Here is a 22,162-nt window from a genome sequence, read left to right on the forward strand (position 1 = left end):
GAAAAAGCAATGGTTATGAAAAAAGTAGTTAGAAACATAGTAGTAGTATTTATATTGATTGGGGTATTGGGGGCTTGTACCAAGAGCCTGGAATTGGATCCTATAAGTCAAATCTCCAATCAATCCTTTTGGAAAACAGAAAATGATGTGACCGGCGCGCTTAATGGTATGTATGTACGTCTGCGCACTCAAGCAGTGGGCAACCTGTTTGTTTGGGGAGAGGCTCGATCGGATATGATGGATCGGAGCTTGGCAGGCACTGCGGGCTATCAGTTGTTCTACCTTAATGAGCTCGATCGCTCCAATGTTGGCACTATCTATGGCATGGGCTCCTCTACCTGGCAAGGTATGTATACCGTGGTACATGATGCCAACTTATTGTTGAAATATGCACCGACCATTTCATTTTCCTCTGAGGCTGGTAAAAACCAGATATTGGCCGAAGCATATGCCATGCGAGCCTACGCATATTTTGTGATGACTCGCACCTGGGGAGATCTTCCGCTTGTTATAGAGCCGACAGAAGGGTATAAGCCTGATGTGATTATGAGGGAGCGTACTTCGAAGGAGCAGATTATGGCACAAATTAAGTCCGATTTAGAGTCCGCTTTGGTTTTATTCCCTAATAGTAATTTCAAGACGGGGCGCAATATGTGGTCTCGACCCGCTACCCAAGCACTCAAAGCCGAAGTGTCGTTGTGGTCTGCAAAAGTATTAAAAGGAGGCAATGCTGATTTCCAAGCAGCTTTGACAGCAATAGAAGAAGTAGAAAAGGCAGATGTCGGCTTATTGGACAATTATGCGTCCATATTTGATTATACAAATAAGGGGAATAAAGAGATTGTAATGGCTATTCGTTTCCAAGATATTGAAGCCACGGATAATATTTATATGAATATGTATATCGAAAGCACATACATGAATAATACAACCGATCAAGCCACCAAAGACTTGATAGGGGTAGTAGGAGGCTTCCCCTTTTGGACGCTAAGTGAGAGGGTTAGAAAGCAATTTATTGCTACTGATCAACGGCAGTTGGGAACGTTTATTGATATTAATATCCCCGATAATAAGGGAGGGAGTGTGTATTATGGTACCGTCGTGTCTAAATTCAACGGTACGGTTATTGGAGGTGTAAGGCGTTTCTTAGACGACTATGTTTTATATAGATATGCGGATATACTTTTGATGAAGGCCGAGGCCCAGAATGCTTTAGGCATAGACCCCTCCGAAGCGATGAATAAAGTCCGGAAAAGAGCATACGGAGCTGACTATCTTAACCATACGTTCGTCAACAAATCCAAAGCAGAAAATGATGAATCCATTTTACAGGAACGCTTATTGGAATTAGCGGTAGAGGGCAAGCGCTGGTGGGATTTGGTCCGATTTGAAAAAGCATTCGACCTAGTGCCTTCGTTGGTAGACAGAAAAGGAAAGAACTACCTCCTTTTGTTTCCTATATCTGAGACAACCTTAAGCTTGGAACCTAAAGTCCAACAGAATCCAGGATACAATTAATCGATATCCCGAAAAAGGGATATTCTACAATAAATAAGCTGTAATAAATAATTACAGCTTATTTTATTTGTTCGAAGTATTGCATAAGGTGCTTATGCATGTTCACCCGAAATTCTTCTGCAGTACCGTTGCGCAGGATATTCAAAAGTACTTTGTGGGAGACGTAATCCTCATTTTCCTCTTGACTCCGAATGTGAAGGCCATTGTTCATGTAATCAAATATAGGCATTAGTATCTTTTGGAAACGCTCAATGGTATTGTTGCCTGATATCTGATATAGCATCGAGTGGAATTCTATATCGAATTTTAGCCTCTCATTTTTATTGACGGCAGATTGTTCCTTTGCTATAATAGTTTCAAGCTTCTTGAGATCTTCGTCCGTTCGACGGACGAATAGTAAGTCTGCAATACCCATTTCAATAACCAAACGCAGTTCAAAAAAGTCCTGCATGGTTTCTTGATTCAATAGGCGGGGATTGAGCACCCTGTTCATATTCTGCAATACATCAGGTTGTGTGATAATCATTCCTCGATTCTTACGCGATTCGATGATACCAAGTGTCTTAAAACGGGTCAATGCTTCGCGCATTGCCGTTCGGCTTACACCCATAGCTTCTGCCAGTTCGATTTCTTTTGGTATGGAATCTCCTGGAGCAAAATTTTCGTTGCGAAAATATTCATGGAGATTCATTTCGATCCTGTCGACCTGAGTCATGTTTTCGATAGGCCTAATGCCTTGTAGTTTTTCCTCATTCATATGATATTGCAAATATAAGTATTACTTATTTTAATGAAAATTTATTATTCATTAATTCTTATATATAAGCGTGTTGGATTTTTTCAAATTTTATTTGACATTCTATCTTATTATTCTTAGCTTAGATTTAAATATGTAGTACATATTTATTTTTATTAAACCTTAATACACAATTATGAGAAAAAGTCTACTTGTGCTGGGCATAGCCGCACTCAGTTTTATTAGTTGTCGATCATCGTCTACCACTGCTCAAGAAACATCTACAAGCATCAATAATGTCGTGTTAAAATTAGCCCCCAGTTCAACGAACCCGCGTAATAGCGAAGGCTCATTTGTCACATTGAAAGATGGGCGCATCCTATTTGTGTATTCCCATTATACCTCCGGGAATGGTGGCGATCATGATCCTGCGTATTTGGCCGGAAGATACTCATCCGATGGTGGACGTACCTGGTCTGCAACTGATGAAACTATAATCGAACAAGAAGGCGAAATGAATGTAATGTCTGTTTCATTATTACGATTGAAAAACAACCAGATTGCCCTGTTTTATCTAAAGAAAAATTCCACGGAAGATTGTATTCCGTTGGTTCGTTTCTCTGATGACGAAGCTAAGACTTGGTCTGAACCTGTGACCTGTATTACCGATAAGAAGGGATACTTTGTCCTCAATAATGATCGGGTGATTCAGTTAGGTAGCGGTCGTCTACTCATGGCAGTAGCCTTACATCAGCAACCTGGTGTCAAATGGTCAGATAGAGCACAGTTGTATAGTTATTATTCTGATGACAATGGGAAGACTTGGATGGCGGGTGCAGAAGTCCCTAGTCCTGAGGACATCGTTACTCAAGAGCCGGGGGTTGTTGAATTAAAAGACGGGAAGATCATGATGTTTATTAGGGCTTCGGGGGGTGCTCAATTGGTTTCGTATTCTGATGATAAAGGCAAATCTTGGTCAAGAGCCGTGCCTTACAATCTTCAGTCGCCGTTGTCGCCAGCGAGTATAGAGCGCATACCTTCCACTGGAGACCTCTTTGCAGTCTGGAATAACAATGATGGCACGAATCCAGAAATAAAGGACGAACGCACCCCGTTGACCATTGCAGTCTCCAAGGATGATGGAAAGACATGGCAACACATTAAAAATTTGGAAACGGATCCGGACGGATGGTATTGTTATATGGCTATTCATTTTGACAAAGAAAATGTATTATTGGCTTATTGTGCTGGTAGTCAAATGCAGAAAACCCACCTTGCTGTGACGGATGTTGCACTGATTGACTTAGCTACTGTCTATAAAGATTGATAGATGATGGACCGTCGTTTTTTTATCCGCCAATCACTTTTCTTAATCAGTGCATTTCAAGCATTGTATGCCACAGCTTTTCAAAATACTCAGCAGTTCGATTTGACAAGTTTGCTCAAACGAGCCGAACCCATAAAATGGGTCTTCACTGGAGACAGTATTACGCAAGGGGCTAAGCATACGCATGGCATGAGATCGTATCCTGAAATCTTTTCTGAACGTATACGCTGGGAGCTAGGCCGGAGTCGAGATTTGATTATCAATTCTGCAGTGTCAGGGAATACCAGTGTCGACCTTCTAAGAGACCTAGATTGGCGTGTGCTACAGTTTAAACCAGAGGTAGCCTTTATCATGCTAGGTACTAATGATGCTGCTTCGCAGAAAGCTATAACAACTACAGATTATGGGGATAACCTGACACGTATTATTAATTTGATTCGAGAAAATGGAGCAATACCGGTGTTAATTTCTCCTCCAACTATTATTGTGGAGAAGGCGCCAGAACGGGCCAGATTGACAGAATACGTGACTGTTTTGCGAAAAATATCCACACAAAAAGTGGTGCCATTAGTCGACTGTTACGCAATTTGGTCCAATGAGTTGACTGATGAATATAGAGGACAATTAAATGCTCGCCTAATGAACGATCCTTTACATCCAAATGGTTACGGGCACCAAGAGATCGCCAGGTCCTTGTTTAAGGCAATACATATTCTAGATTCTAACGCACCTACTTGTGGTGCAGCATATTATGAAGGAGAACATTGACATGCAGATAAGGGAAATTGACAGCGGTAAGATCGGCCCGACGGTATTGGTATTAGCGGGGGTACATGGCGACGAATATGAACCGATGTTGACTGTGAAAAAACTTTTTGACGAGTTGAAAGGGCATATCGTAGCCGGTAAATTGTGGGTCGTAGATGTCGTAAATACCACCGCATACCAATCTGCTCAACGGTTAGGTATAGATGGTCTAGACTTGGCTAGGAGTTGTCCCGGAAATAACGAAGGGTCGACAACGCTGCAGCAAGCAGCAGCAGTCTCTCTCCGTATTAGAGATTGCGACTACCTCATTGATTTGCATACCGGAGGACAGTTGTTCGATATTTTTCCTCTAGTAGGCTATATGCTTCATCCAGATAGTCAAATACTACAAGAGCAACGCGATATGGCTGCAGCATTCGGCCTACCTTTGGTTTGGGGGACAGACCCTCTACCCGACGGACGTACACTTTCAATTGCGAGAGATGCCCATGTTCCAGCGATATATGTAGAGTATGGAGGGCCTGGGCCCGTTCGAGAGAAAATCATTCAATCATATTACGAAGGGTGTGTCCGGGTATTGCATCATTTAGGAATGTTACTCGGTCATCTATCGTATGCTGCTGCCCCTCGCTATTTTGTAGAAGACGCTGCCCCACATAGTGGACATCTCCAAGGGAAAATGTTGTCTCCGCGAGCTGGGATTTTTACGCCAAAAGTGAAATCGGGAGATTGTGTAACCGTTGGTCAGGTATGGGGTACAGTATATGACCCCATTCAACATTTCGAAATGCAAATCTTGGCTGATCGGAACGGATTGGTGCTATTTGTTCGATGCGTACCAAAGGTAGGCTTAGGCGAGTCGTTAGGTGGAATATTGACAATTGAAACTAAAAATGGAAAATAAGGATAATCAGCGAGTAGCCCTTGTTACTGGGGCAGCGAACGGTATAGGAATGGCCATCGCTCAAAAATATACTGCCGAAGGCTATGCAGTAGCTTGGGTAGATAGGAACGTAGCGCCCATCCACAACTATCTGACCTTTCAAAGTGAAGCCAAAGCACGGTATTTGGTACTTGAGGGGGACCTAGCAGACATGGCTTTCTTGCAGTACGTCGTACAGGCGTGTATGGATAGGTGGGGACGTATAGACGTATTAGTGAATAATGCTGCCTGGCGAACTTCTGATACACTTACACATACTAGTTTAGAGGACTGGAATAGAACATTGGCAGTCAATGTTACGGCTCCGGCTTTCCTGTCCAAATTTACCGCACTAGCGCTCATATCACTTCAACAACATTGTGTGTTTATCAATATGTCCAGTATCATGGCTGATAACGTGGCCGGTTATGCCTCCGCATATGCTGTTTGTAAAGGAGCTATTGAAAGCTTGACATATGAGTTGGCGACCTTATATGGCCCTCATGGTTTCCGTGCACTCGCTATTAGACCTGGAAGCGTAGATACAACGCTAAGCAATGACTATGTAGATCCTCAAGGAGCCAATATAAGTACGGACATACGGGCTGAGATAGAAGGACGAACGCCGTTAGGACGATCGGCATCATCGGAGGAAATAGCCAATGCAGTTTTTTGGTTGACAACACCAGATGCTGGATTTATTACAGGTACTACGCTGACGATAGATGGCGGATTGGTTCACAATTTTAACTCATATGCGTTGAAAAAACGTCTTAAAGCGAATGAATTTTGAAAGGGATTTGGACTTATAAACATATGCTCCCAACCATATCGGAAGGGAGTCAGATCTCATTAGGAGAAGGAAATACTCCTTTGTTACGAGCTCGAAATATCGGTCGTCTGTTGGGATTAGAAAATCTGTATTTCAAACTGGAAAATCTAAATCCGACGGGTTCGTACAAGGATCGGTTTGCGGCAGTTGCAATATCAAATGTGCTGCAAATGTGCAAAGATACTGTCTTGGCGACGTCCAGTGGAAATACTGGAGCAGCGCTGGCTGCCTATGCTGCTGCTGCTGGGTTGTCCTGCAAAATAGCATTGGTAGATGGTGCGCCTTTTGGCAAACTGCAGCAGATGGGGGTATACGGTGCACAGCTGTACATGATAAAGGATTTTGGCCTGACCGACACGCGTACCTATGAAGTAATGGACTATCTAAAAAAGCTAGCGGTAAACACAAACAGTAGCCTAGAGATTAGTGCTTACCGATTTTCTCCAGTCGGTATGGAGGGAGTGCAGACTATTGCTTTCGAACTTGCTGAAGAGCTTCCCGGCATCAAACATGTATTCGTACCAGCGGGCGGCGGCGGTTTGTTTTTGTCGATGCAGCTTGGATTTTCCAAGTGGAGATTATATAATGATGAAAACATTCAACCTAAGCTCTATTGTGTTCAGCCCCAGGGTAATGATACCATTGCTTCGGTTCTGTCGCAGGAGCGGGTAGGTCTTGAGGCGCTATCGAAGAGCACAACAGAGATTAGTGGATTGCAGGTACCCTCGCTATTAGATGCACCGGCTATTGTCGCGGAATCTTTTTTTGGAAGTTGTTCAGGAGCACTAGTGCAAGATACAGATGTCTACGATTGTCAACGTTTACTTGCCGAAAAAGAAGGTATTTTTTGTGAACCTGCAGGTGCTGTGGCATTATCCGGTTTGAAGAGGGCGCTGACCCGAGGTGAGATAAAGACTCAAGATCCAGTGGTCTGTTTGGTAACTGGTAATGGTGCCAAGGATGTGAAAGCCTTAGATAGATTGTATAGCCCGTCAGATTGCCTATATCTGGAAAATATAGACGATACTAGTTTACATTTTGGAAAAATAAACGCTCAATAAATAGTATATTATGGAAAGAGAAATTATACACGGGGTTGGTATCCCCGATAGTCATTTACCGTTCTCGCCTGGAGTTAGGTGTGGACAGTTTATTTTTATTTCGGGACAGGCATCTGTAGACCTATCCGGTAATATCATCGTGGATACTTTCGAAGGCGAATGTCGCCGTTCCTTCGATAACCTAAAAAGCATAGTAGAGGCTGCCGGTGCACAAATGAAAGACGTAGTGCAGGTGCGCAATTATGTTGGAAATCAGGCCAATTTGGCAGTTTTCAATGATATTTACCGCGAATATTTCTCGACGCCTTATCCCGCTCGTACTACATTGATAGGATGTTTGGGAACATTGCTGAAGTTTGAAGTCGACGCAGTTGTATTGCTTCCTTAATCTCATGGCCAAACGCATAGCTATTGTTGGGATATACCACGAATCCAATACGTTCAGCAAACGTTCAACAAGTTGGGAAGATTTTGCAAACGGACATCTTTTTTACAATGAACATATACGGGAAGAGTACGCAACAGCTTTTCATGAGATTGGCGGGTTTATGGAGGGGATGCAAGGTGCGGATATTGAGTTGATTCCTGTTTTCTTTGCCGAAGCTACTCCTGGAGGGACCATCGGACAGCAAACTTATGAACGGTTGCGAGGTTCGTTGATGAGTGCGCTTCAACGGGTTCCATCAGTAGACGCTATCTATGCTGTAGCTCACGGTGCAGCCGTGAGCGAGCAAATACGAGATGTGGATGGCGATTGGTTGAAAGCTATCAGAGCATGGGCCGGACCACAAATGCCTATTGTTGCGAGTTTGGACCCCCATGCAAATGTCAGTATGGATATGGTAGGGGCCACAGATGTACTAGTTGCCTATGCTACGAACCCGCATCTTGACCAACGAGATACAGGACTTCGAGTGGCTGATATCCTCAAACGGATGCTTTTTGATGGACTTCAGCTTAAACAAGAATTGTTACAAATACCAGCTTCATTGAGCATAGAACAACAAGAGACCGCCGTTGAACCATGTCTCTCGCTATACCGCGAGGTGAGTGACCTTCTGTGTGATTCAGAAGAAATCGTGAGCCATAGCGTTATCCTTGGGTTTCCATATGCTGATGTATATGAGATGGGAACATCCTTGATATTAATTACGCAACTACATACTGATACTTTTGGACTTAAGCTTCGCCTGCGTGCCCTATTCGAGCATTATTATGATAGATTTATAGGGGCTCGTCTGGATATCGCCGAAATCTTGACAAATCATGGTCAATATCCTAAACCTGTCCTTTTGTTGGATATGGGCGATAACGTTGGTGGAGGCGCTTTAGGTAATAGCAGTTATTTGCTGGACGCATTAGAGGCGAGAGGTTTAACGAAGGCCTGTATCTGTATCGCTGACCCGGAGTTAGTGGAATACACCAAGATGTTCAAGCAGGATGAGGAATTCGATTTAGATCTTGGAAAATTGAATGAACACAGCCGTTCTCAACCCTATAGGGTTCATTGCGTTGAACGTAAAGCAGGTTTTTTTATGGAAGAAGCGCCACGACACGGTGGTCAGGTACGATATGACATGGGGCCAGTGGTCTTACTGAAGACTGTTATCGGAAACTTTATTTTGCTCACTACCTTACGTGTTCCACCTTTCAGTAGTAAACAGTTACGGGTATGCGATCTTGCGCTTGATGAATTGAACTGGATTGTAGCTAAAGGTGTGAATGCTCCTATTGCTGCTTATCGGGATATCTGTCCTATTTATTTCAAGGTACATACACCGGGAGAGTGCAATGCTGATGCTACCCAGTTTGAATATGTATTTCGTCGTAGACCAATGATACCATTTGAAAAAATCAACAAGTATGAGTGATTGGCCTGATTTAAATATGTATAGCAGTGATATCATGTTGACTACTGATTTTTATACAGAAGGCCCAGTAATAGGCAAACAGGGAGAAATCTATGTGACCAATATTTTAGGTGGACAGATACTACGTATAGACGACAGGTATACCATGGATGAGTGGGCTGTTTGTAAGAGTCCGAATGGTCAATTTATGTCGACGGGGGGCGATCATTTCGTGTGCAATACACTTGATGGGACGATTGAGCACTATGATTCAAAGGGTAATTTCGTGAAAACTTGGTTTAAAGGTAAATTGGACGACCATCTGGTGAAAGCGACAAATGACCTTTGGGTTAAGTCAGATGGTAGTATTTTTTTTACAGATTCGGTGCGTATTAATGGAGCGATAGGCTATATAACTCCTCAAGGGGAAGCCCAACTCATAAAAAACGGACTAGACTACCCAAATGGTATAGTCTACGATACCTTAAGGAATTTCTTGTACGTCGCCGAAAGCTATCAAAATAGAATATTAAAGGTTGATGTCAGCCGGACAGGAGCACCTGTTGAAGTGTTGGTGGATTTGCCAATCCACCCGTCTCGAAGAATGGTCGACAATCTACCCGATGGCCTAGCGATGGATGGCAACAGCCATCTGTTGATTGCCCATTACGGAATGGGGCTATTGCATAGATATGATTTAGCGTCTAGAACGTTGAGATCCTTCCATACGCAGATTCCCTTGACAAGCAACGTAGCCATTGGCGATGGTTGTATCGTCATCACTGGGGGAATGCAAGAACCCGGGCCGGGCAAAATAAGGATTTTAAAAAGATAAGATTGCGAGGTAAATAATATAGACATATGGGCAATCATTTGCCGGAGTTCTTATCGTGTGTAATGAGTTAATTTAAAAGTTTATGCAGCATAATAAAAAATAATAGAATGAAACAAACTACTATAGGATCTTATACTATTTCCCAGTTGACCTTGGGTACCGTGGCCTTAGGTATACCATATGGTGTTTTTGAACACCAGCTTCAGCCATCATTTAAGGATGCATTAGGTTTGTTGGACTGTGCTAAAGGGCTGGGTATCCATTGTTTCGACACTGCGCGTGAATATGGAGATGCCGAAATGGTATTGGGAAGATTTCAGCAAGAGGCGGCGTCTTTAAGCACTGTTGTCAGTAAATTTAAATTGTCGAAGGAAGCATTGTCAGATGTGCAAAAGGCTATGCAAGAAGCCCGCGCCAGTATCGCAGATAGTTTGCAAGCATTAGAAATGCAGAAGTTGCCGATATGTTTGTTTCACATGTCGTCTGAGTTTGACGTTAATCAGGTGAAGGCGATTATTCCACAAGTAATGAAAGGATTGATAGCGGAAGGAAAGATCGCCTATGCCGGTATTTCGGTAGACCACCCTCTAGAGATTGATTGTTTTCTGGAGGAGACTGTGTTTCAGGTTTTTCAGATTCCATTGAACGTTTTAGATCAGCGTCTACTACAGTCTCCAATTTGGAAAAAGGTTATTAAAACCAATAAAATAGTGTTTGCTAGGAGTGTATTTTTAAAGGGATTGCTGCTTCAGAATATCCAACAATTGACCGGCAACCTGAAAGAGGCGGAACCATACCTTATCCAGCTTGAAACCCTGGCTCGCGAAGCCGATATGTCGGTCAAGCAGTTTTGCATTTCCTATATACGCGATTTGAAAGGGGTATCCAGTCTAATCTTTGGTGCGGAGACAAAAAAACAAGTCGTTGAAAATGCAGAACTACTTAGCGGACCTTCTATTCCCGTAGGTCTCCGAAAAAAGGCCGAAGAATATTTTAACCAATTACCTGAATATATACTAACCCCAAGACTATGGAAAATTTAACCTTAGACCTATTTTCATTGAAGGGGCAAGTCGTGTTGATTACTGGAGGAACCGGTCTATTTGGTAAGCCCATGTCACGTGCACTGGCCGAATCTGGAGCTATTGTGGTTATAGCTTCGCGCGATTTTAAAGCTTGCCAACAGTATGCCGAGAGTCTGGTCGCCGAAGGGTGGCAGGCATGTGCCTATCCTTTGGATTTATTAGATGAGTCAAGTATAGCAAGTCTTGTGGATCAACTACTAGGTCAGTTTGGACGTATAGATGTCCTCATCAATAATGCCGTTTCTCGAGAAGGGTTTAAAACCTTGTCAGAGATTACCAAAGAAGAGTGGGAAGGAGCACAGCGAATAAATTCTACCGGCATGATGCTCTTGACACAGCGAGTATTGCGAGACATGGTGACCCGTCAGCGTGGGAATATTATCAACATAGGGTCTATACAATCGGTGGTAGGGCCTCATTTTCCTGTATATGGAGATACAGGCCTCACCAGCCCGATAAATTATACCTACGATAAATGGGGTATGGTAGGGTTTACCAAATGGATTGCCAACTATTATGGTCAATTTGGCATACGGTGCAATTGTCTAAGTCCAGGAGGCTACGGGCCAGGTATTGAAACCAATATTGGCGAAAATGCCTTTACTGCCAATTACAAAAAACTTACTCCTCTGCAGCGCTTTGCCAATGACGCCGATATCAAAGGACCTGTCGTATTCTTGGCATCTCCAGCATCGGCCTATATGACGGGACATAATTTAGTGGTAGATGGTGGATGGACCAGCTGGTAGATTGCAATAAGGAGGTTTATTATGAAAAAATACATTAAAATATGGATGCTGATGACTATGATTTTTCAAGAATCTGAGATTTTTGCTCAAAAAACAAATGAATGGAATGTAGAACAGATTCCCGTATTGCCAGATGTCCAAGGTTTTGCCGGCATGTATGCTGGGGTTATCGAAGGTATGTTGGTAGTAGCTGGCGGAGCCAACTTTCCAGATAAGATGCCTTGGGAAGGGGGTATCAAAACATGGTACAATACGATTTATACTTTAGATGAGGAAACAAAAAAGTGGCGCATGAGTGATGTTAGATTGCCTGATAGTCTGGCATACGGGGTATCTACATCTTATGACGGTAGTATTTTGATTGTTGGAGGAAGCAACAATTCCAACCAACCCGTTACTACCACTTGCCGTATCACTCTGGAGAAAGGCCAGTTGGCGATTAAGAAGTTGAGTCCTTTACCTATGGCATTGGTCAATATGTGTGGGACATTGGTCGGTGATTATCTTTTTGTTGCAGGAGGTAGTACCTCGTCTGATGGTTGGCCCACCACAGGCTTTTTTGTTTATGATATCCGATTGGATTACTGGAAGCAGTTGGCCGATATCCCGGGACCAGCACGTATCAATGCAGTAAGCGCAAGCGCAGCCGGTGTATTCTATTTGTTTTCAGGAATACAGCTAGATCGTATTGAATCCGGGATAAAGCGTACGATCCTTACCGACGCCTATAGCTATACCCCTCAAATTGTCAATGGTGTCATTAACGGGGGTAAATGGAAGCGATTGGCCGATATGCCCCGGGGAATGGCAGCTGGACCTAGCCCGGCAGCAACAAGTAGAAATGATAAGCACATCCTAATATTCGGAGGGCTAGACGACAAGACTGCTCAACATGCAGATCCTCGTACCCATCCAGGTTTTTTGCCTGATCTGCTACAATACGATGTTGCCAAAGACACTTGGCACTTTTGTGGAACATTACCTAAAAAAGAAATGCGCCTCACACTTCCGTCTGTAACAAAAAATGGAAAATACCTGCTTATAAATGGCGAGATAGGTCCTGGCGTACGTACCAATACTACAATAGTGATAGACATCAATGCGCAATAATATTTAACAATAGAATAGACATGAACCAATACAATGAATCAAAGAAGTGGTTGGATAGAGCATCGAATGTTCTAGCAGGAGGAGTATCTTCCGAATTTCGTAAATACAATCATCCCCATGCGCTTTTCTACAAAGAAGGGCGAGGCACTACAATCGTAGACATGGATGGTAACCAGTACCTAGATTTCACCCTAAGCCAAGGACCTTTGATTTTGGGTCATTCGCACCCTGAGGTATTAGAGGCCGTACATACATATTCCAAAGAAGGCCAACTCTATGCTGGTCAGCATACCCAAGAAGTTGAACTTGCCGAAAAGCTTTGTGAACTTATTCCATCCGCGGAGTTGGTAAGATTTTGCTTGGATGGTTCCGAGGCTGTACAGACTGCATTTAGAGTTGCACGGGCAAAGACTGGTAGACGTAAATTTTTACGTTTCGAGGGCCATTATCACGGTTGGTTAGACAATGTCGCTTGGGGAATTTCGACACCAAGCATGGCTGATTTGCAAAGTTATGAGAATCCAGTATGTTTTCCGTGGTCATCGGGTATAGCCGAGACAAGTAGATCCGAATTCATCATTATACCTTGGAATGATCTGGCTTTATTGGAAGCCACTGTCCAAGAACATCATGAGCAATTGGCGGCCATTATTACGGAGCCGGTGATGTGCAATAGCGGTTGTATTCCGCCGACCGAAGGATTCTTAGCTGGGCTACGGTCTATTTGCGATCGATATGGGATTGCCTTGGTTTTTGATGAAGTTATTACGGGATTCAGACTAGGTTTAGGTGGTGCACAGACTTATTATGGGATTACTCCCGATCTTTCTATTTTCGCCAAGGCCATGGGGAGCGGTTACCCTATCAGTGCAATAGTAGGCAAATCATCTTGGATGGATGCAGTGGCCAACTCGCGAGTGATACATGCCGGTACTATGAATTCTGGAAACCCGACAGTCGCGGCCTCCTTAGCCACGGTGAAGGTTTTACAAAGAGAACAACCCTATAAACGGATGTTCGCATTGGGCCAACGATTGATGAAGGGCTTAGAGAATGCAGCTATCCAAACAGGTCAAAATCTAGTTGTCAGCGGCTTGGGACCTATGTTCAATACTTCCTTCAGTGATGCAGGGAAGGCTACCCATTATCGTGATACCCTAAAAAGTGATAAAGCCAAGCTTAACGCATTTATAGTGGGTATGCAAGATAAGGGCATTCGAATAATTGGACGTGGCTTATGGTATATTAGCGCTGTCCATACAGAAGAAGAAATTGACAGAGCAATCGCTGTCGCAACACAAGTGCTACAGGAATTGAAATAAACCGTAACTTAATCCATTAATCTCATGACAATTCGTTCGATCAGTAAATTCAGACCTTGGCTTATCGTTGGCCTCTTATTTATAATAGCATTGCTCAATTACATCGATAGGACCATGATTACAACCATGAGAAGTTCTATTGTCGGCTCTATTCCTATGAGTGACGCGGAGTTTGGATTACTTACCGCTGTATTTTTGTGGGTGTATGGTATCTTTAGCCCTTTTGCTGGCTTCTTAGCCGATCGGTATAGCAAGAGTCGAGTCATTCTATTTAGTTTGTTTGTATGGTCTTTAGTCACCTGGATGACTTCATTTGCCACGAGTTTCCATGAGCTGTTGCTGACACGCGCTTTGATGGGGATTAGTGAAGCTTGTTATATCCCTGCTGCACTCTCCTTAATTATGGATTATCATAAGGGGCCTACTCGTTCTATGGCTACGGGTATTCATATGGCAGGTATAATGGCGGGACAAAGTTTAGGCTTTTTGGGCGGCTGGTTGGCCGAAGACCATTCTTGGAACTATGCTTTTACCGTGTTCGGTATCTTTGGAATTTGCTACTCCATCATCTTGATATTTTTGCTAAAGGATGCCCCTAAATCTCACGATAAAGTGACGGAAATAGTAGCAGAAAAAGTTAAATTTGGACTATCATTAAAGGTGCTTTTTAGTAACAGATCGTACCTTTTTATTGTCCTCTTTTTTGCATTGATTAGTGTTGTATCTTGGCTTATTGTTGGTTGGTTGCCGACTTATTTTCAGGAGAAATTCCATCTTTCCCAGACGCAGGCAGGAATTTATTCCACAGGATACGTATTTACGGCCGCTATTGTGGGCGTGTTGGTTGGAGGTGCGCTCACAGATATGTGGAGTCGACAAAATAAGAAGGCGCGGATATGGGTTCCCTTTATCGGACTATGTTTGGCTGCGCCCGCTATTTTTATCGCAAATTATTCTTCACTGTTAGCCGTATCATTGGTTTGTTTTATTCTTTATACTTTTGTGAAATCGTTTACCGATACCAACACAATGCCTATCTTGAGTTTAGTTGTTGATGGTCGCTATCGCGCAACAGGATACGGCGTGCTAAATTTTTGCGGAACTTTAGTTGGAGGTATAGGATTATACTTTGGCGGAGCACTGCGAGACGCAGATATTAATTTAGATGTCATCTTTCAATTTGCATCGCTTCTCATCATATTAGCTGCACTGTGTATGTTAATGGTCAAACCTAGTCCTAATCTTCTGGCTGAAAAATAATTGCCATGAGTCTATCGCGTTTTTTGAGAATGTGGAATAACTTTGAGCGCGCGAGTATCTCTTAAAAAGGAAGTCTTCGTTTTAGAAAATACGAAATTTAAAACCTTCATTTATGATTCTTCTTATCTCTCTATGCTTTTAAAGAGTTCTGTTTCTTTTGTTTAAGCATAGGGAGGTAGGAAGTTTTCGTCGTGTAAATATTTCTATAGTTTCTTCAATTTTAGCCTTTAATCTTATCCATTCTACGTTCTTCGAATATTTAAGAATGGAATACTGCTTTAGCGATAGCGCAAATGTATGGTTCCAGCAGTAATATTAAATATGTCATACATTTTTAATATTTATTTGTTTTTTCAAAACTTGAATACTATATTTGTTATTATAAATAAGTAGGACATATATAAGCAAATTCCTTATTTGTATTTTTAATGCAAAGAATTACCAATTAATCTTAACCAATACGAATACCAATTAATCTAAATTAATATGAATAAATCTACTAAAGCTTTTTGCTGTTGGATGGATTTATGGAAGTACACTGTGACAGTAGGTTTGATAACGCTATTTGTTGTATATTCCACAGCCATGCCAAGGGAACTTACTGTGTTGGAAGCGCCTGGTCTACAGGAGTTAACTATTGTAGGACGTGTGACAGACAGTTTGGGGGCTGCAGTCGCCGGAGTTTCTGTTGTTTTGAAGGAGGATAATAAAATCAGTACTTCAACTGATGAGCGGGGAATGTATGTTATTAAAGTCCCAAATCATCAATCGACTTTAATTTTTTCTTTTATTGGATTTCAATCACAGGAGCAGGTTGTTGCCACTCGGAAGGAGATTGACATTGTTTTAAACAAATCCGAATCGGAGATTGATGAGGTTGTTGTTGTTGCATTTGGGTCACAGCGAAAGAAAGAATTAGTTGGAGCAATGACCACAATCAATCCCTCTGAATTAAAAGTTCCCTCGAGTAATTTAACAACTGCATTGGCCGGACGTCTCGCCGGACTAGTTGCCTATCAACGTAGCGGCGAACCAGGACAAGATAACGCAGAGTTTTTCATTCGTGGCGTTACCACATTTGGTTATGCTTCTAGTCCATTGATATTAATTGATGGGGTTGAGATGAGGTCGGAGGATTTGGCTAGGCTGCAACCTGATGATATTGCGAGTTTTTCCATTATGAAGGACGCTTCGGCGACTGCACTATATGGCGCACGAGGAGCAAATGGAGTCATCTTGGTAAATACCAAGGAAGGTAAAGAAGGTAAGGCACAAGTGTCCGTTAGGCACGAGCAATCTGTTTCTACCGCCACAAAAAATGTGGAGTTATCCGATCCTATTGCTTACATGAAATTGCATAATGAGGCAGTTTTAACAAGGGACCCCTTAGGTATTTTGCCCTATAGTCAAGAGAGAATTGAAAGTACTGCGAAGGGATTATACCCGGTCGCTTATCCAGTGACCGACTGGCAATCTCTATTATTCAATGATTTTGCAAGAAATGATCGTACGAACTTTAATGTAAGCGGGGGTGGAAAAGTAGCTCGTTATTATATCGCCGCTACCTATAATAGGGATAAGGGGATTTTGAATGTTGATGAACGAAATAATTTCAATAGCAATATTGACCTTAAGAAATATCTCTTACGCTCGAACATCAATATCAATATCACAAATACCACCGAAGCCATCGTACGATTGCATGGCACTTTCGATGACTATACCGGACCTATAGAAGGCGCCACCTCCTTATTTGGTAAGGTGATGCGAACCAATCCAGTGTTGTTCCCAGCTTACTATGAGCCAGATTCAAAGCACAAAGATGTTACCCACATCCTGTTTGGAAATTATGGAACAGGTGGCTACCTCAATCCGTACGCTGATTTGATGCGTGGTTATAAAGATTATTCCAAATCGTTGATGATGGCTCAATTTGAACTAAAGCAAGACTTAGGTTTTATTATAGAAGGATTAAAAGCGAGAGGGTTGTTTAGTACCAATCGTTATTCTTACTTTGACGTGCAGCGTTATTATAAACCTTTTTACTATAGTTTGGGTGGTTATGATAAGCTTACCAATGAATACACCCTAACGGCGATTAACCCGGAAAGTGGACAGGAACACTTGGATTATGCAGAAGGAGGTAAGGAAATAAGTACCAACACTTACTCAGAAGCGGCATTGAATTACGACCGAAAATTTGCTGAGAACCATAACATCAGCAGTTTGTTGGTTTTCATCATGCGCAACTCTCTAGTTGGAAATGCGGGCTCGCTTCAAAAATCATTGGCCTATAGAAATATGGGTTTATCTGGTCGTATGAGCTATTCCTACAAAGATAGGTACTTTGTGGAAGGAAACTTTGGTTACAATGGTTCCGAACGCTTTGACAAAAGCCATCGGTATGGTTTCTTCCCTTCTATTGGTGGAGGATGGGTGGTTTCTTCTGAACCATTCTGGACCGAAGGAATGCAACGGTTGGTTTCTCTACTCAAGGTGAGAGGAACCTATGGACTAGTAGGTAATGATGCAATTGGTAGTGCTGATGATCGTTTCTATTACCTCTCACAGATGAACATGAACAATTCTAGTCGAGGGTATACATTTGGCTATGATTTTCAGCAAACGAAAAATGGAATTTCCGTTTCAAGATACGAAAATCCGAACATTACTTGGGAAACAGCGACCAAGTCCAACCTAGGTTTCGAGATGAAATTCCTAAATGGTTTCACATTGAACGCAGATTTTTATAAAGAACATCGAACCAACATTTTATTAAGTAGAAGCCATGTTCCCGCCACTTTGGGTTTGCAGGTAACACCTAAAGCAAATTTGGGAGAAATGAAGAATAGGGGTATAGATGCTTCATTGGATTTTAGCAAGACCTTAGCCAATGGCTGGTGGATGTCCGCCAGAGCGAATTTCACCTATGCCCAGAGTGAGTTGGTTGTGGTTTCTGAACCCGATTATCGCGATACTCCATGGAAATCAATGGTGGGACATTCTTATGGACAAAAATGGGGCTACGTGGCCGAACGATTATTTGTAGACGAATACGAAGTGAAGAATTCACCTTATCAAGGAGCTGAGGTGATGGCGGGAGATATAAAATACAAAGACATCAACAATGATGGAAAGATTAATGAGTTGGACCAAGTACCGATAGGCTTCCCAACCATTCCGCAAGTTATTTACGGTTTTGGTATTTCTACAGGATATAAATCCTTTGACTTCTCTTGTTTCTTTCAAGGTTTAGGAAGGGAATCCTTCTGGATTAATGCGGAAGCTACAGCACCATTTATAGGCTTGAATGGGAATAACTTATTGAAGCACTATGAGGAAAGTCATTGGTCCGAATCCAACCGGGATCTTTACGCCCTATGGCCGAGATTATCAAACAAGGAGAACGCGAATAACTTCGCTACAAGTACGTGGTTTATGCGTGATGGCTCCTTTTTACGATTGAAATCTGTGGAATTGGGATACACCCTTCCTCAAAAACTCACTAACCGGGTGGGGATAACCAAAGCTCGATTTTATTTAAGCGGAACTAATTTATTAACCTTTAGTTCCTTCAAGCTATGGGATCCAGAGATGGCGGGAAATGGATTGGGATATCCTGTACAGCGCGTGGGAAATGCAGGCATTCAAGTTTTATTTTAAAGCAAACTTACGATGAGAAAGAACATATTTACGACAGTACTTTTAATGGGATTTTTAGGGTTCCAATCGTGTGACAAATATTTGGATATTGTACCGGACAATGTGGCTACACTAGACTACGCATTTAAAGATAGGGTACGAGCTGAACAATACCTTTATACTTGCTATTCCTATATGCCTAGGCATGGGTTGCCGCAATACCCCGGTCAGTTTGATGATTTTACTTGGACACATGGTGGGGTAGATTGGCTGCCGCAATATGGCTATTTCATCCTGCGGGATGGAAATAATGTGACGTCACCAATGTTGGATTATTGGACTGGTCAAGGCGGAGCTACTCATTTGTGGCAGGCCATCAGAGACTGTAATATTTTTATAGAGAATGTCGATAAAGTAAGAGATTTGGAGGATTTTGAAAAGAAAAGATGGGCCGCAGAAGCTAAGTTCCTAAAGGCTTATTATCATTTTTTCCTAATGCAAATGTATGGACCTATACCAATTGTGGATGAGAATCTGTTTGTGGACGTTGGTCCTGATGAAGTCGCCGTCACTCGTAGGCCAATTGATGAAGCAGTGGACTACATCGTGAAAACTTTGGATGAGGCGGCTCTGGATTTACCAAACAAGATTGAAGTGGAAGTTTCGGAATTGGGCCGTATTACCGCCCCGATAGTCAAATCTATCAAAGCAAAGGTATTGGTTACAGCTGCAAGTGCTCTTTTTAATGGAAATACCGATTATCAAAGCCTCGCGAATAAAGATGGAGTGATTCTTTTCAATCAGGTTTATGATCCAAAGAAATGGCAAAGGGCAGCAGTTGCCTGTAAGGAAGCCATTGATCTTTGTCATGAAGCTGGTATTAAACTGTATACCTATAGCAATCCTTCACTAGGCTTATCTGAAACTTCTAGACTGGTGTTATCCACAAGTAGGGTAGTGAGTGATAAGTGGAATGTAGAGCGTATCTGGGGGAGTGGGCAATACGGAAACAGCAGGATTTTGGAAGAATACACCTTACCACCTTTGGATCCCAATCACACTTCCTTTGCTAGATCAGTGATGGTACCAACGTTAAAGGCTATCGAAGTATTTTACTCTGATAAGGGCGTGCCTATTTCTGAGGACAACACCTATGACTATGCCAATAGGTATGAAGTCGCCAACACCGGGGAAAATTATAAATACCTGATGCAATCGAATGTGCAAACGGCAAAGCTACACCTGAATAGGGAGCCTCGATTTTATGGGAGTGTTGCAGTAGATGGAGGCTGGTGGTTTGGTTTGGGCAGGTTTAACGAGAATCAGCAATGGCCTGTGAATGTTCGCTTCGGTCAGCAATCGGGTCGCGCGAGTATTGAACGCTTTTCAGTTACTTCCTTTTTTATTAAAAAGCTTTCCAACTTCGAATCGGCTTATAATGCGAAAGATTACTTAGACAAACGTTGGGATTTTCCGATTTTTCGCTTAGCAGACCTTTATCTTTTATATGCTGAAGCGCTGAATGAAATGCTTGATACACCTAATGAAGAAGTTTATGAATACCTGAACTTGATCCGTCACAGAGCTGGTCTGCAAGATCTTCAAACTTCTTGGACCAATTACTCCAAATTCCCGGATAAGTTCCAAAATAAGGCAGGTATGCGGGAGATTATTCGTACCGAGCGAAATATAGAATTGGCATTCGAAGGACACCGCTTCTGGGACCTCAGACGTTGGAAAACAGCGATAGAGAATTTCAACCAACCTGTTCGGGGTTGGAGCATAGAAGAGAAGGAAGTTCCTAATTTCTATATGGTTAGAACTGTGTTCAATGCCAACTATAACCTCAGAGATGTTTTCTGGCCAATTCGACAAAGTGAGTTGTCGACAAACCGAAGTTTGATCCAAAACCTGGGATGGTAACAGGCATTTACAATTATTTTAATTCTAGTAAGATGAAAAGTTATTTAATATTCATGTTGTTGATCTTAATGATTTTCCAAGCCTGTGGCGAATCGGAAATCGGACAATATCCGCTGGATGGAGATGCGCCAGGGCCAGTATCCAACATTTTCGTTGACAATCAGAAAGGGGCTGCGGTAATTTCCTACGATATTCCCAATGATGATGATCTATTGTATGTTAAGGCAGTCTATAAATTGGACAATGGCCAAGAAGTGCAACAAAAAACCTCTGCTTACGCCAATAGCATTCGAGTGGAAGGATTAGGTCAATCGAAAGAGCAGACTATCCAACTGTATACAGGGGATCGAAGCAAGAATGAGTCGAAGCCTATTTCTGTTGTAATTCATCCAGCCGATGCACCTATTTACGATGTGTTCAGTTCCTTGAAAATCAACAATGATTTTGGAGGAATCCGTTTGGAGTGGGACAACCCAACCAAATCCGATGTCGTGCTCACGATATTAAAGGCAGATGGAGGCAATGAATTAGTAGAGGTCGATCATTTTTATACCAATACTAAAGTAGGGAAAGGGAATGTTCGAGGGTATGCAGCAGAAGAGCAAATGTTTGCGGTATATGTTCGCGATAGATGGCAAAACCATAGTGATACACTCATTGCCAGTTATCTTCCGTTGCATGAAGTAAGGTTGGATAAGAGCAAGTTTACGAAGTGGAATCCACCTGGGATTCCTTATCAAGACTTAGCAAATCAAGGTTGGACAATACAGAAACTATGGGATAATAGTAAGGAAAATCCCGGCTTTAGTATGCCCACTTCTGCTAGGATACCCAATGATTTCACTTTTGATTTAGGTCAGTGGGCTACCTTAAGCCGATTTAAAATATATCATCGAGCCAGTAGTGCACAGCTATATACAGGCGCCAATATCAAACGATTCGAGGTTTGGGGTTCTGAGCACAACAATGTCAACGAGGACTTTAATACCTGGGTGAAATTGGGCGAGTATGAATCTAAGAAACCAAGCGGTTTGCCCTTGGGACAGGTGTCCGAAGAGGATATGGATTATGCCTTTATCAAAGGGGAGGATTTTCAAGTTGAGTCTAGTCCTCGGGTTAGGTATTTACGATTTATGGTCCACGAAACCTGGGGAGGGACCAGTTATGTACAAATTATGGAGGTGGATTTTTACGGGGATATTAAGTAATAAAAAAATAGAAA

Annotated in this window: 18 protein-coding genes; 17 read left to right on the forward strand and 1 reads right to left on the reverse strand. The window is 42.4% G+C overall.

Annotated elements, in window-relative coordinates:
- Positions 1–15: 15 nt before the first annotated feature.
- Positions 16–1,518 carry a RagB/SusD family nutrient uptake outer membrane protein gene (locus OQ289_RS09250; RefSeq protein ID WP_270090439.1) on the forward strand — a complete coding sequence of 501 codons (1,503 nt, stop codon included), beginning with the start codon at positions 16–18 and terminating at the stop codon, positions 1,516–1,518.
- A 58-nt stretch (positions 1,519–1,576) separates the two neighbouring features.
- Here the strand turns inward: OQ289_RS09250 and OQ289_RS09255 are convergent, their stop codons facing one another.
- A complete protein-coding gene (locus tag OQ289_RS09255) occupies positions 1,577–2,275 on the reverse strand; it encodes a FadR/GntR family transcriptional regulator (protein WP_270090440.1) in 699 nt (232 codons plus the stop codon).
- Positions 2,276–2,450: 175 nt separating this feature from the next.
- Here OQ289_RS09255 and OQ289_RS09260 point away from each other — a divergent pair, with 175 nt between their 5' ends.
- The 16 genes from OQ289_RS09260 (at position 2,451) to OQ289_RS09335 (ending at position 22,148) form a co-directional block, all read left to right on the forward strand.
- The gene (locus OQ289_RS09260) at positions 2,451–3,581 is read left to right on the forward strand and encodes a sialidase family protein (RefSeq protein WP_270090441.1); all 1,131 of its coding nucleotides are present in this window, start codon (positions 2,451–2,453) and stop codon (positions 3,579–3,581) included.
- Positions 3,582–3,584: 3 nt separating this feature from the next.
- A complete protein-coding gene (locus OQ289_RS09265) occupies positions 3,585–4,349 on the forward strand; it encodes an SGNH/GDSL hydrolase family protein (protein WP_270090443.1) in 765 nt (254 codons plus the stop codon).
- Entirely contained in the window at positions 4,333–5,253 is a 921-nt protein-coding gene (locus OQ289_RS09270; RefSeq protein ID WP_270090445.1) for a succinylglutamate desuccinylase/aspartoacylase family protein, read from the forward strand. Before OQ289_RS09265 ends, OQ289_RS09270 begins: the two co-directional genes overlap by 17 nt.
- Positions 5,243–6,064 (forward strand): SDR family NAD(P)-dependent oxidoreductase, encoded by an 822-nt coding sequence (locus OQ289_RS09275; RefSeq protein WP_270090447.1) that lies wholly within the window; start codon positions 5,243–5,245, stop codon positions 6,062–6,064. Before OQ289_RS09270 ends, OQ289_RS09275 begins: the two co-directional genes overlap by 11 nt.
- A 23-nt stretch (positions 6,065–6,087) precedes the next feature.
- Positions 6,088–7,164, forward strand: coding sequence for a pyridoxal-phosphate dependent enzyme (locus OQ289_RS09280; protein ID WP_270090449.1), 1,077 nt, complete (start codon positions 6,088–6,090; stop codon positions 7,162–7,164).
- A 10-nt stretch (positions 7,165–7,174) separates the two neighbouring features.
- Complete coding sequence (locus OQ289_RS09285; RefSeq protein ID WP_270090450.1) at positions 7,175–7,552, forward strand: RidA family protein; 378 nt, start codon at positions 7,175–7,177, stop codon at positions 7,550–7,552.
- Positions 7,553–7,556: 4 nt separating this feature from the next.
- A complete protein-coding gene (locus tag OQ289_RS09290; protein WP_270090451.1) occupies positions 7,557–9,035 on the forward strand; it encodes a M81 family metallopeptidase in 1,479 nt (492 codons plus the stop codon).
- Positions 9,028–9,849 carry an SMP-30/gluconolactonase/LRE family protein gene (locus OQ289_RS09295; protein ID WP_270090452.1) on the forward strand — a complete coding sequence of 274 codons (822 nt, stop codon included), beginning with the start codon at positions 9,028–9,030 and terminating at the stop codon, positions 9,847–9,849. Before OQ289_RS09290 ends, OQ289_RS09295 begins: the two co-directional genes overlap by 8 nt.
- Positions 9,850–9,956: 107 nt before the next feature.
- Positions 9,957–10,892 carry an aldo/keto reductase gene (locus tag OQ289_RS09300; RefSeq protein ID WP_270090453.1) on the forward strand — a complete coding sequence of 312 codons (936 nt, stop codon included), beginning with the start codon at positions 9,957–9,959 and terminating at the stop codon, positions 10,890–10,892.
- A complete protein-coding gene (locus OQ289_RS09305; RefSeq protein ID WP_270090454.1) occupies positions 10,880–11,683 on the forward strand; it encodes an SDR family NAD(P)-dependent oxidoreductase in 804 nt (267 codons plus the stop codon). The genes OQ289_RS09300 and OQ289_RS09305 overlap by 13 nt, the downstream gene beginning before the upstream one ends.
- A gap of 21 nt (positions 11,684–11,704) precedes the next feature.
- Entirely contained in the window at positions 11,705–12,793 is a 1,089-nt protein-coding gene (locus OQ289_RS09310; protein WP_270090455.1) for a hypothetical protein, read from the forward strand.
- Positions 12,794–12,813: 20 nt separating this feature from the next.
- The gene (locus OQ289_RS09315) at positions 12,814–14,115 is read left to right on the forward strand and encodes an aspartate aminotransferase family protein (RefSeq protein ID WP_270090456.1); all 1,302 of its coding nucleotides are present in this window, start codon (positions 12,814–12,816) and stop codon (positions 14,113–14,115) included.
- Between the two features lie 24 nt (positions 14,116–14,139).
- Positions 14,140–15,375, forward strand: coding sequence for an MFS transporter (locus OQ289_RS09320; protein ID WP_270090457.1), 1,236 nt, complete (start codon positions 14,140–14,142; stop codon positions 15,373–15,375).
- Positions 15,376–15,861: 486 nt separating this feature from the next.
- The gene (locus OQ289_RS09325; RefSeq protein WP_270090458.1) at positions 15,862–19,038 is read left to right on the forward strand and encodes a SusC/RagA family TonB-linked outer membrane protein; all 3,177 of its coding nucleotides are present in this window, start codon (positions 15,862–15,864) and stop codon (positions 19,036–19,038) included.
- Positions 19,039–19,050: 12 nt separating this feature from the next.
- Positions 19,051–20,940, forward strand: coding sequence for a RagB/SusD family nutrient uptake outer membrane protein (locus OQ289_RS09330; RefSeq protein ID WP_270090459.1), 1,890 nt, complete (start codon positions 19,051–19,053; stop codon positions 20,938–20,940).
- Positions 20,941–20,972: 32 nt separating this feature from the next.
- Positions 20,973–22,148: a DUF5000 domain-containing lipoprotein gene (locus tag OQ289_RS09335; protein WP_270090460.1), complete on the forward strand. Its 1,176-nt coding sequence runs from the start codon at positions 20,973–20,975 to the stop codon at positions 22,146–22,148.
- The last annotated feature ends 14 nt before the right edge of the window (positions 22,149–22,162 follow it).

It is taken from the genome of Sphingobacterium sp. SYP-B4668, assembly GCF_027627455.1.
Taxonomy (GTDB): Bacteria; Bacteroidota; Bacteroidia; order Sphingobacteriales; family Sphingobacteriaceae; genus Sphingobacterium.

Bases quoted from the DNA above. Each gene is read 5' to 3' on its own strand.
- OQ289_RS09250 (WP_270090439.1), top strand. From the start codon at position 16: ATGAAAAAAGTAGTTAGAAACATAGTAGTAGTATTTATATTGATTGGG.
- OQ289_RS09255 (WP_270090440.1), bottom strand. From the start codon at position 2,275: ATGAATGAGGAAAAACTACAAGGCATTAGGCCTATCGAAAACATGACT.
- OQ289_RS09260 (WP_270090441.1), top strand. From the start codon at position 2,451: ATGAGAAAAAGTCTACTTGTGCTGGGCATAGCCGCACTCAGTTTTATT.
- OQ289_RS09265 (WP_270090443.1), top strand. From the start codon at position 3,585: ATGATGGACCGTCGTTTTTTTATCCGCCAATCACTTTTCTTAATCAGT.
- OQ289_RS09270 (WP_270090445.1), top strand. From the start codon at position 4,333: ATGAAGGAGAACATTGACATGCAGATAAGGGAAATTGACAGCGGTAAG.
- OQ289_RS09275 (WP_270090447.1), top strand. From the start codon at position 5,243: ATGGAAAATAAGGATAATCAGCGAGTAGCCCTTGTTACTGGGGCAGCG.
- OQ289_RS09280 (WP_270090449.1), top strand. From the start codon at position 6,088: ATGCTCCCAACCATATCGGAAGGGAGTCAGATCTCATTAGGAGAAGGA.
- OQ289_RS09285 (WP_270090450.1), top strand. From the start codon at position 7,175: ATGGAAAGAGAAATTATACACGGGGTTGGTATCCCCGATAGTCATTTA.
- OQ289_RS09290 (WP_270090451.1), top strand. From the start codon at position 7,557: ATGGCCAAACGCATAGCTATTGTTGGGATATACCACGAATCCAATACG.
- OQ289_RS09295 (WP_270090452.1), top strand. From the start codon at position 9,028: ATGAGTGATTGGCCTGATTTAAATATGTATAGCAGTGATATCATGTTG.
- OQ289_RS09300 (WP_270090453.1), top strand. From the start codon at position 9,957: ATGAAACAAACTACTATAGGATCTTATACTATTTCCCAGTTGACCTTG.
- OQ289_RS09305 (WP_270090454.1), top strand. From the start codon at position 10,880: ATGGAAAATTTAACCTTAGACCTATTTTCATTGAAGGGGCAAGTCGTG.
- OQ289_RS09310 (WP_270090455.1), top strand. From the start codon at position 11,705: ATGAAAAAATACATTAAAATATGGATGCTGATGACTATGATTTTTCAA.
- OQ289_RS09315 (WP_270090456.1), top strand. From the start codon at position 12,814: ATGAACCAATACAATGAATCAAAGAAGTGGTTGGATAGAGCATCGAAT.
- OQ289_RS09320 (WP_270090457.1), top strand. From the start codon at position 14,140: ATGACAATTCGTTCGATCAGTAAATTCAGACCTTGGCTTATCGTTGGC.
- OQ289_RS09325 (WP_270090458.1), top strand. From the start codon at position 15,862: ATGAATAAATCTACTAAAGCTTTTTGCTGTTGGATGGATTTATGGAAG.
- OQ289_RS09330 (WP_270090459.1), top strand. From the start codon at position 19,051: ATGAGAAAGAACATATTTACGACAGTACTTTTAATGGGATTTTTAGGG.
- OQ289_RS09335 (WP_270090460.1), top strand. From the start codon at position 20,973: ATGAAAAGTTATTTAATATTCATGTTGTTGATCTTAATGATTTTCCAA.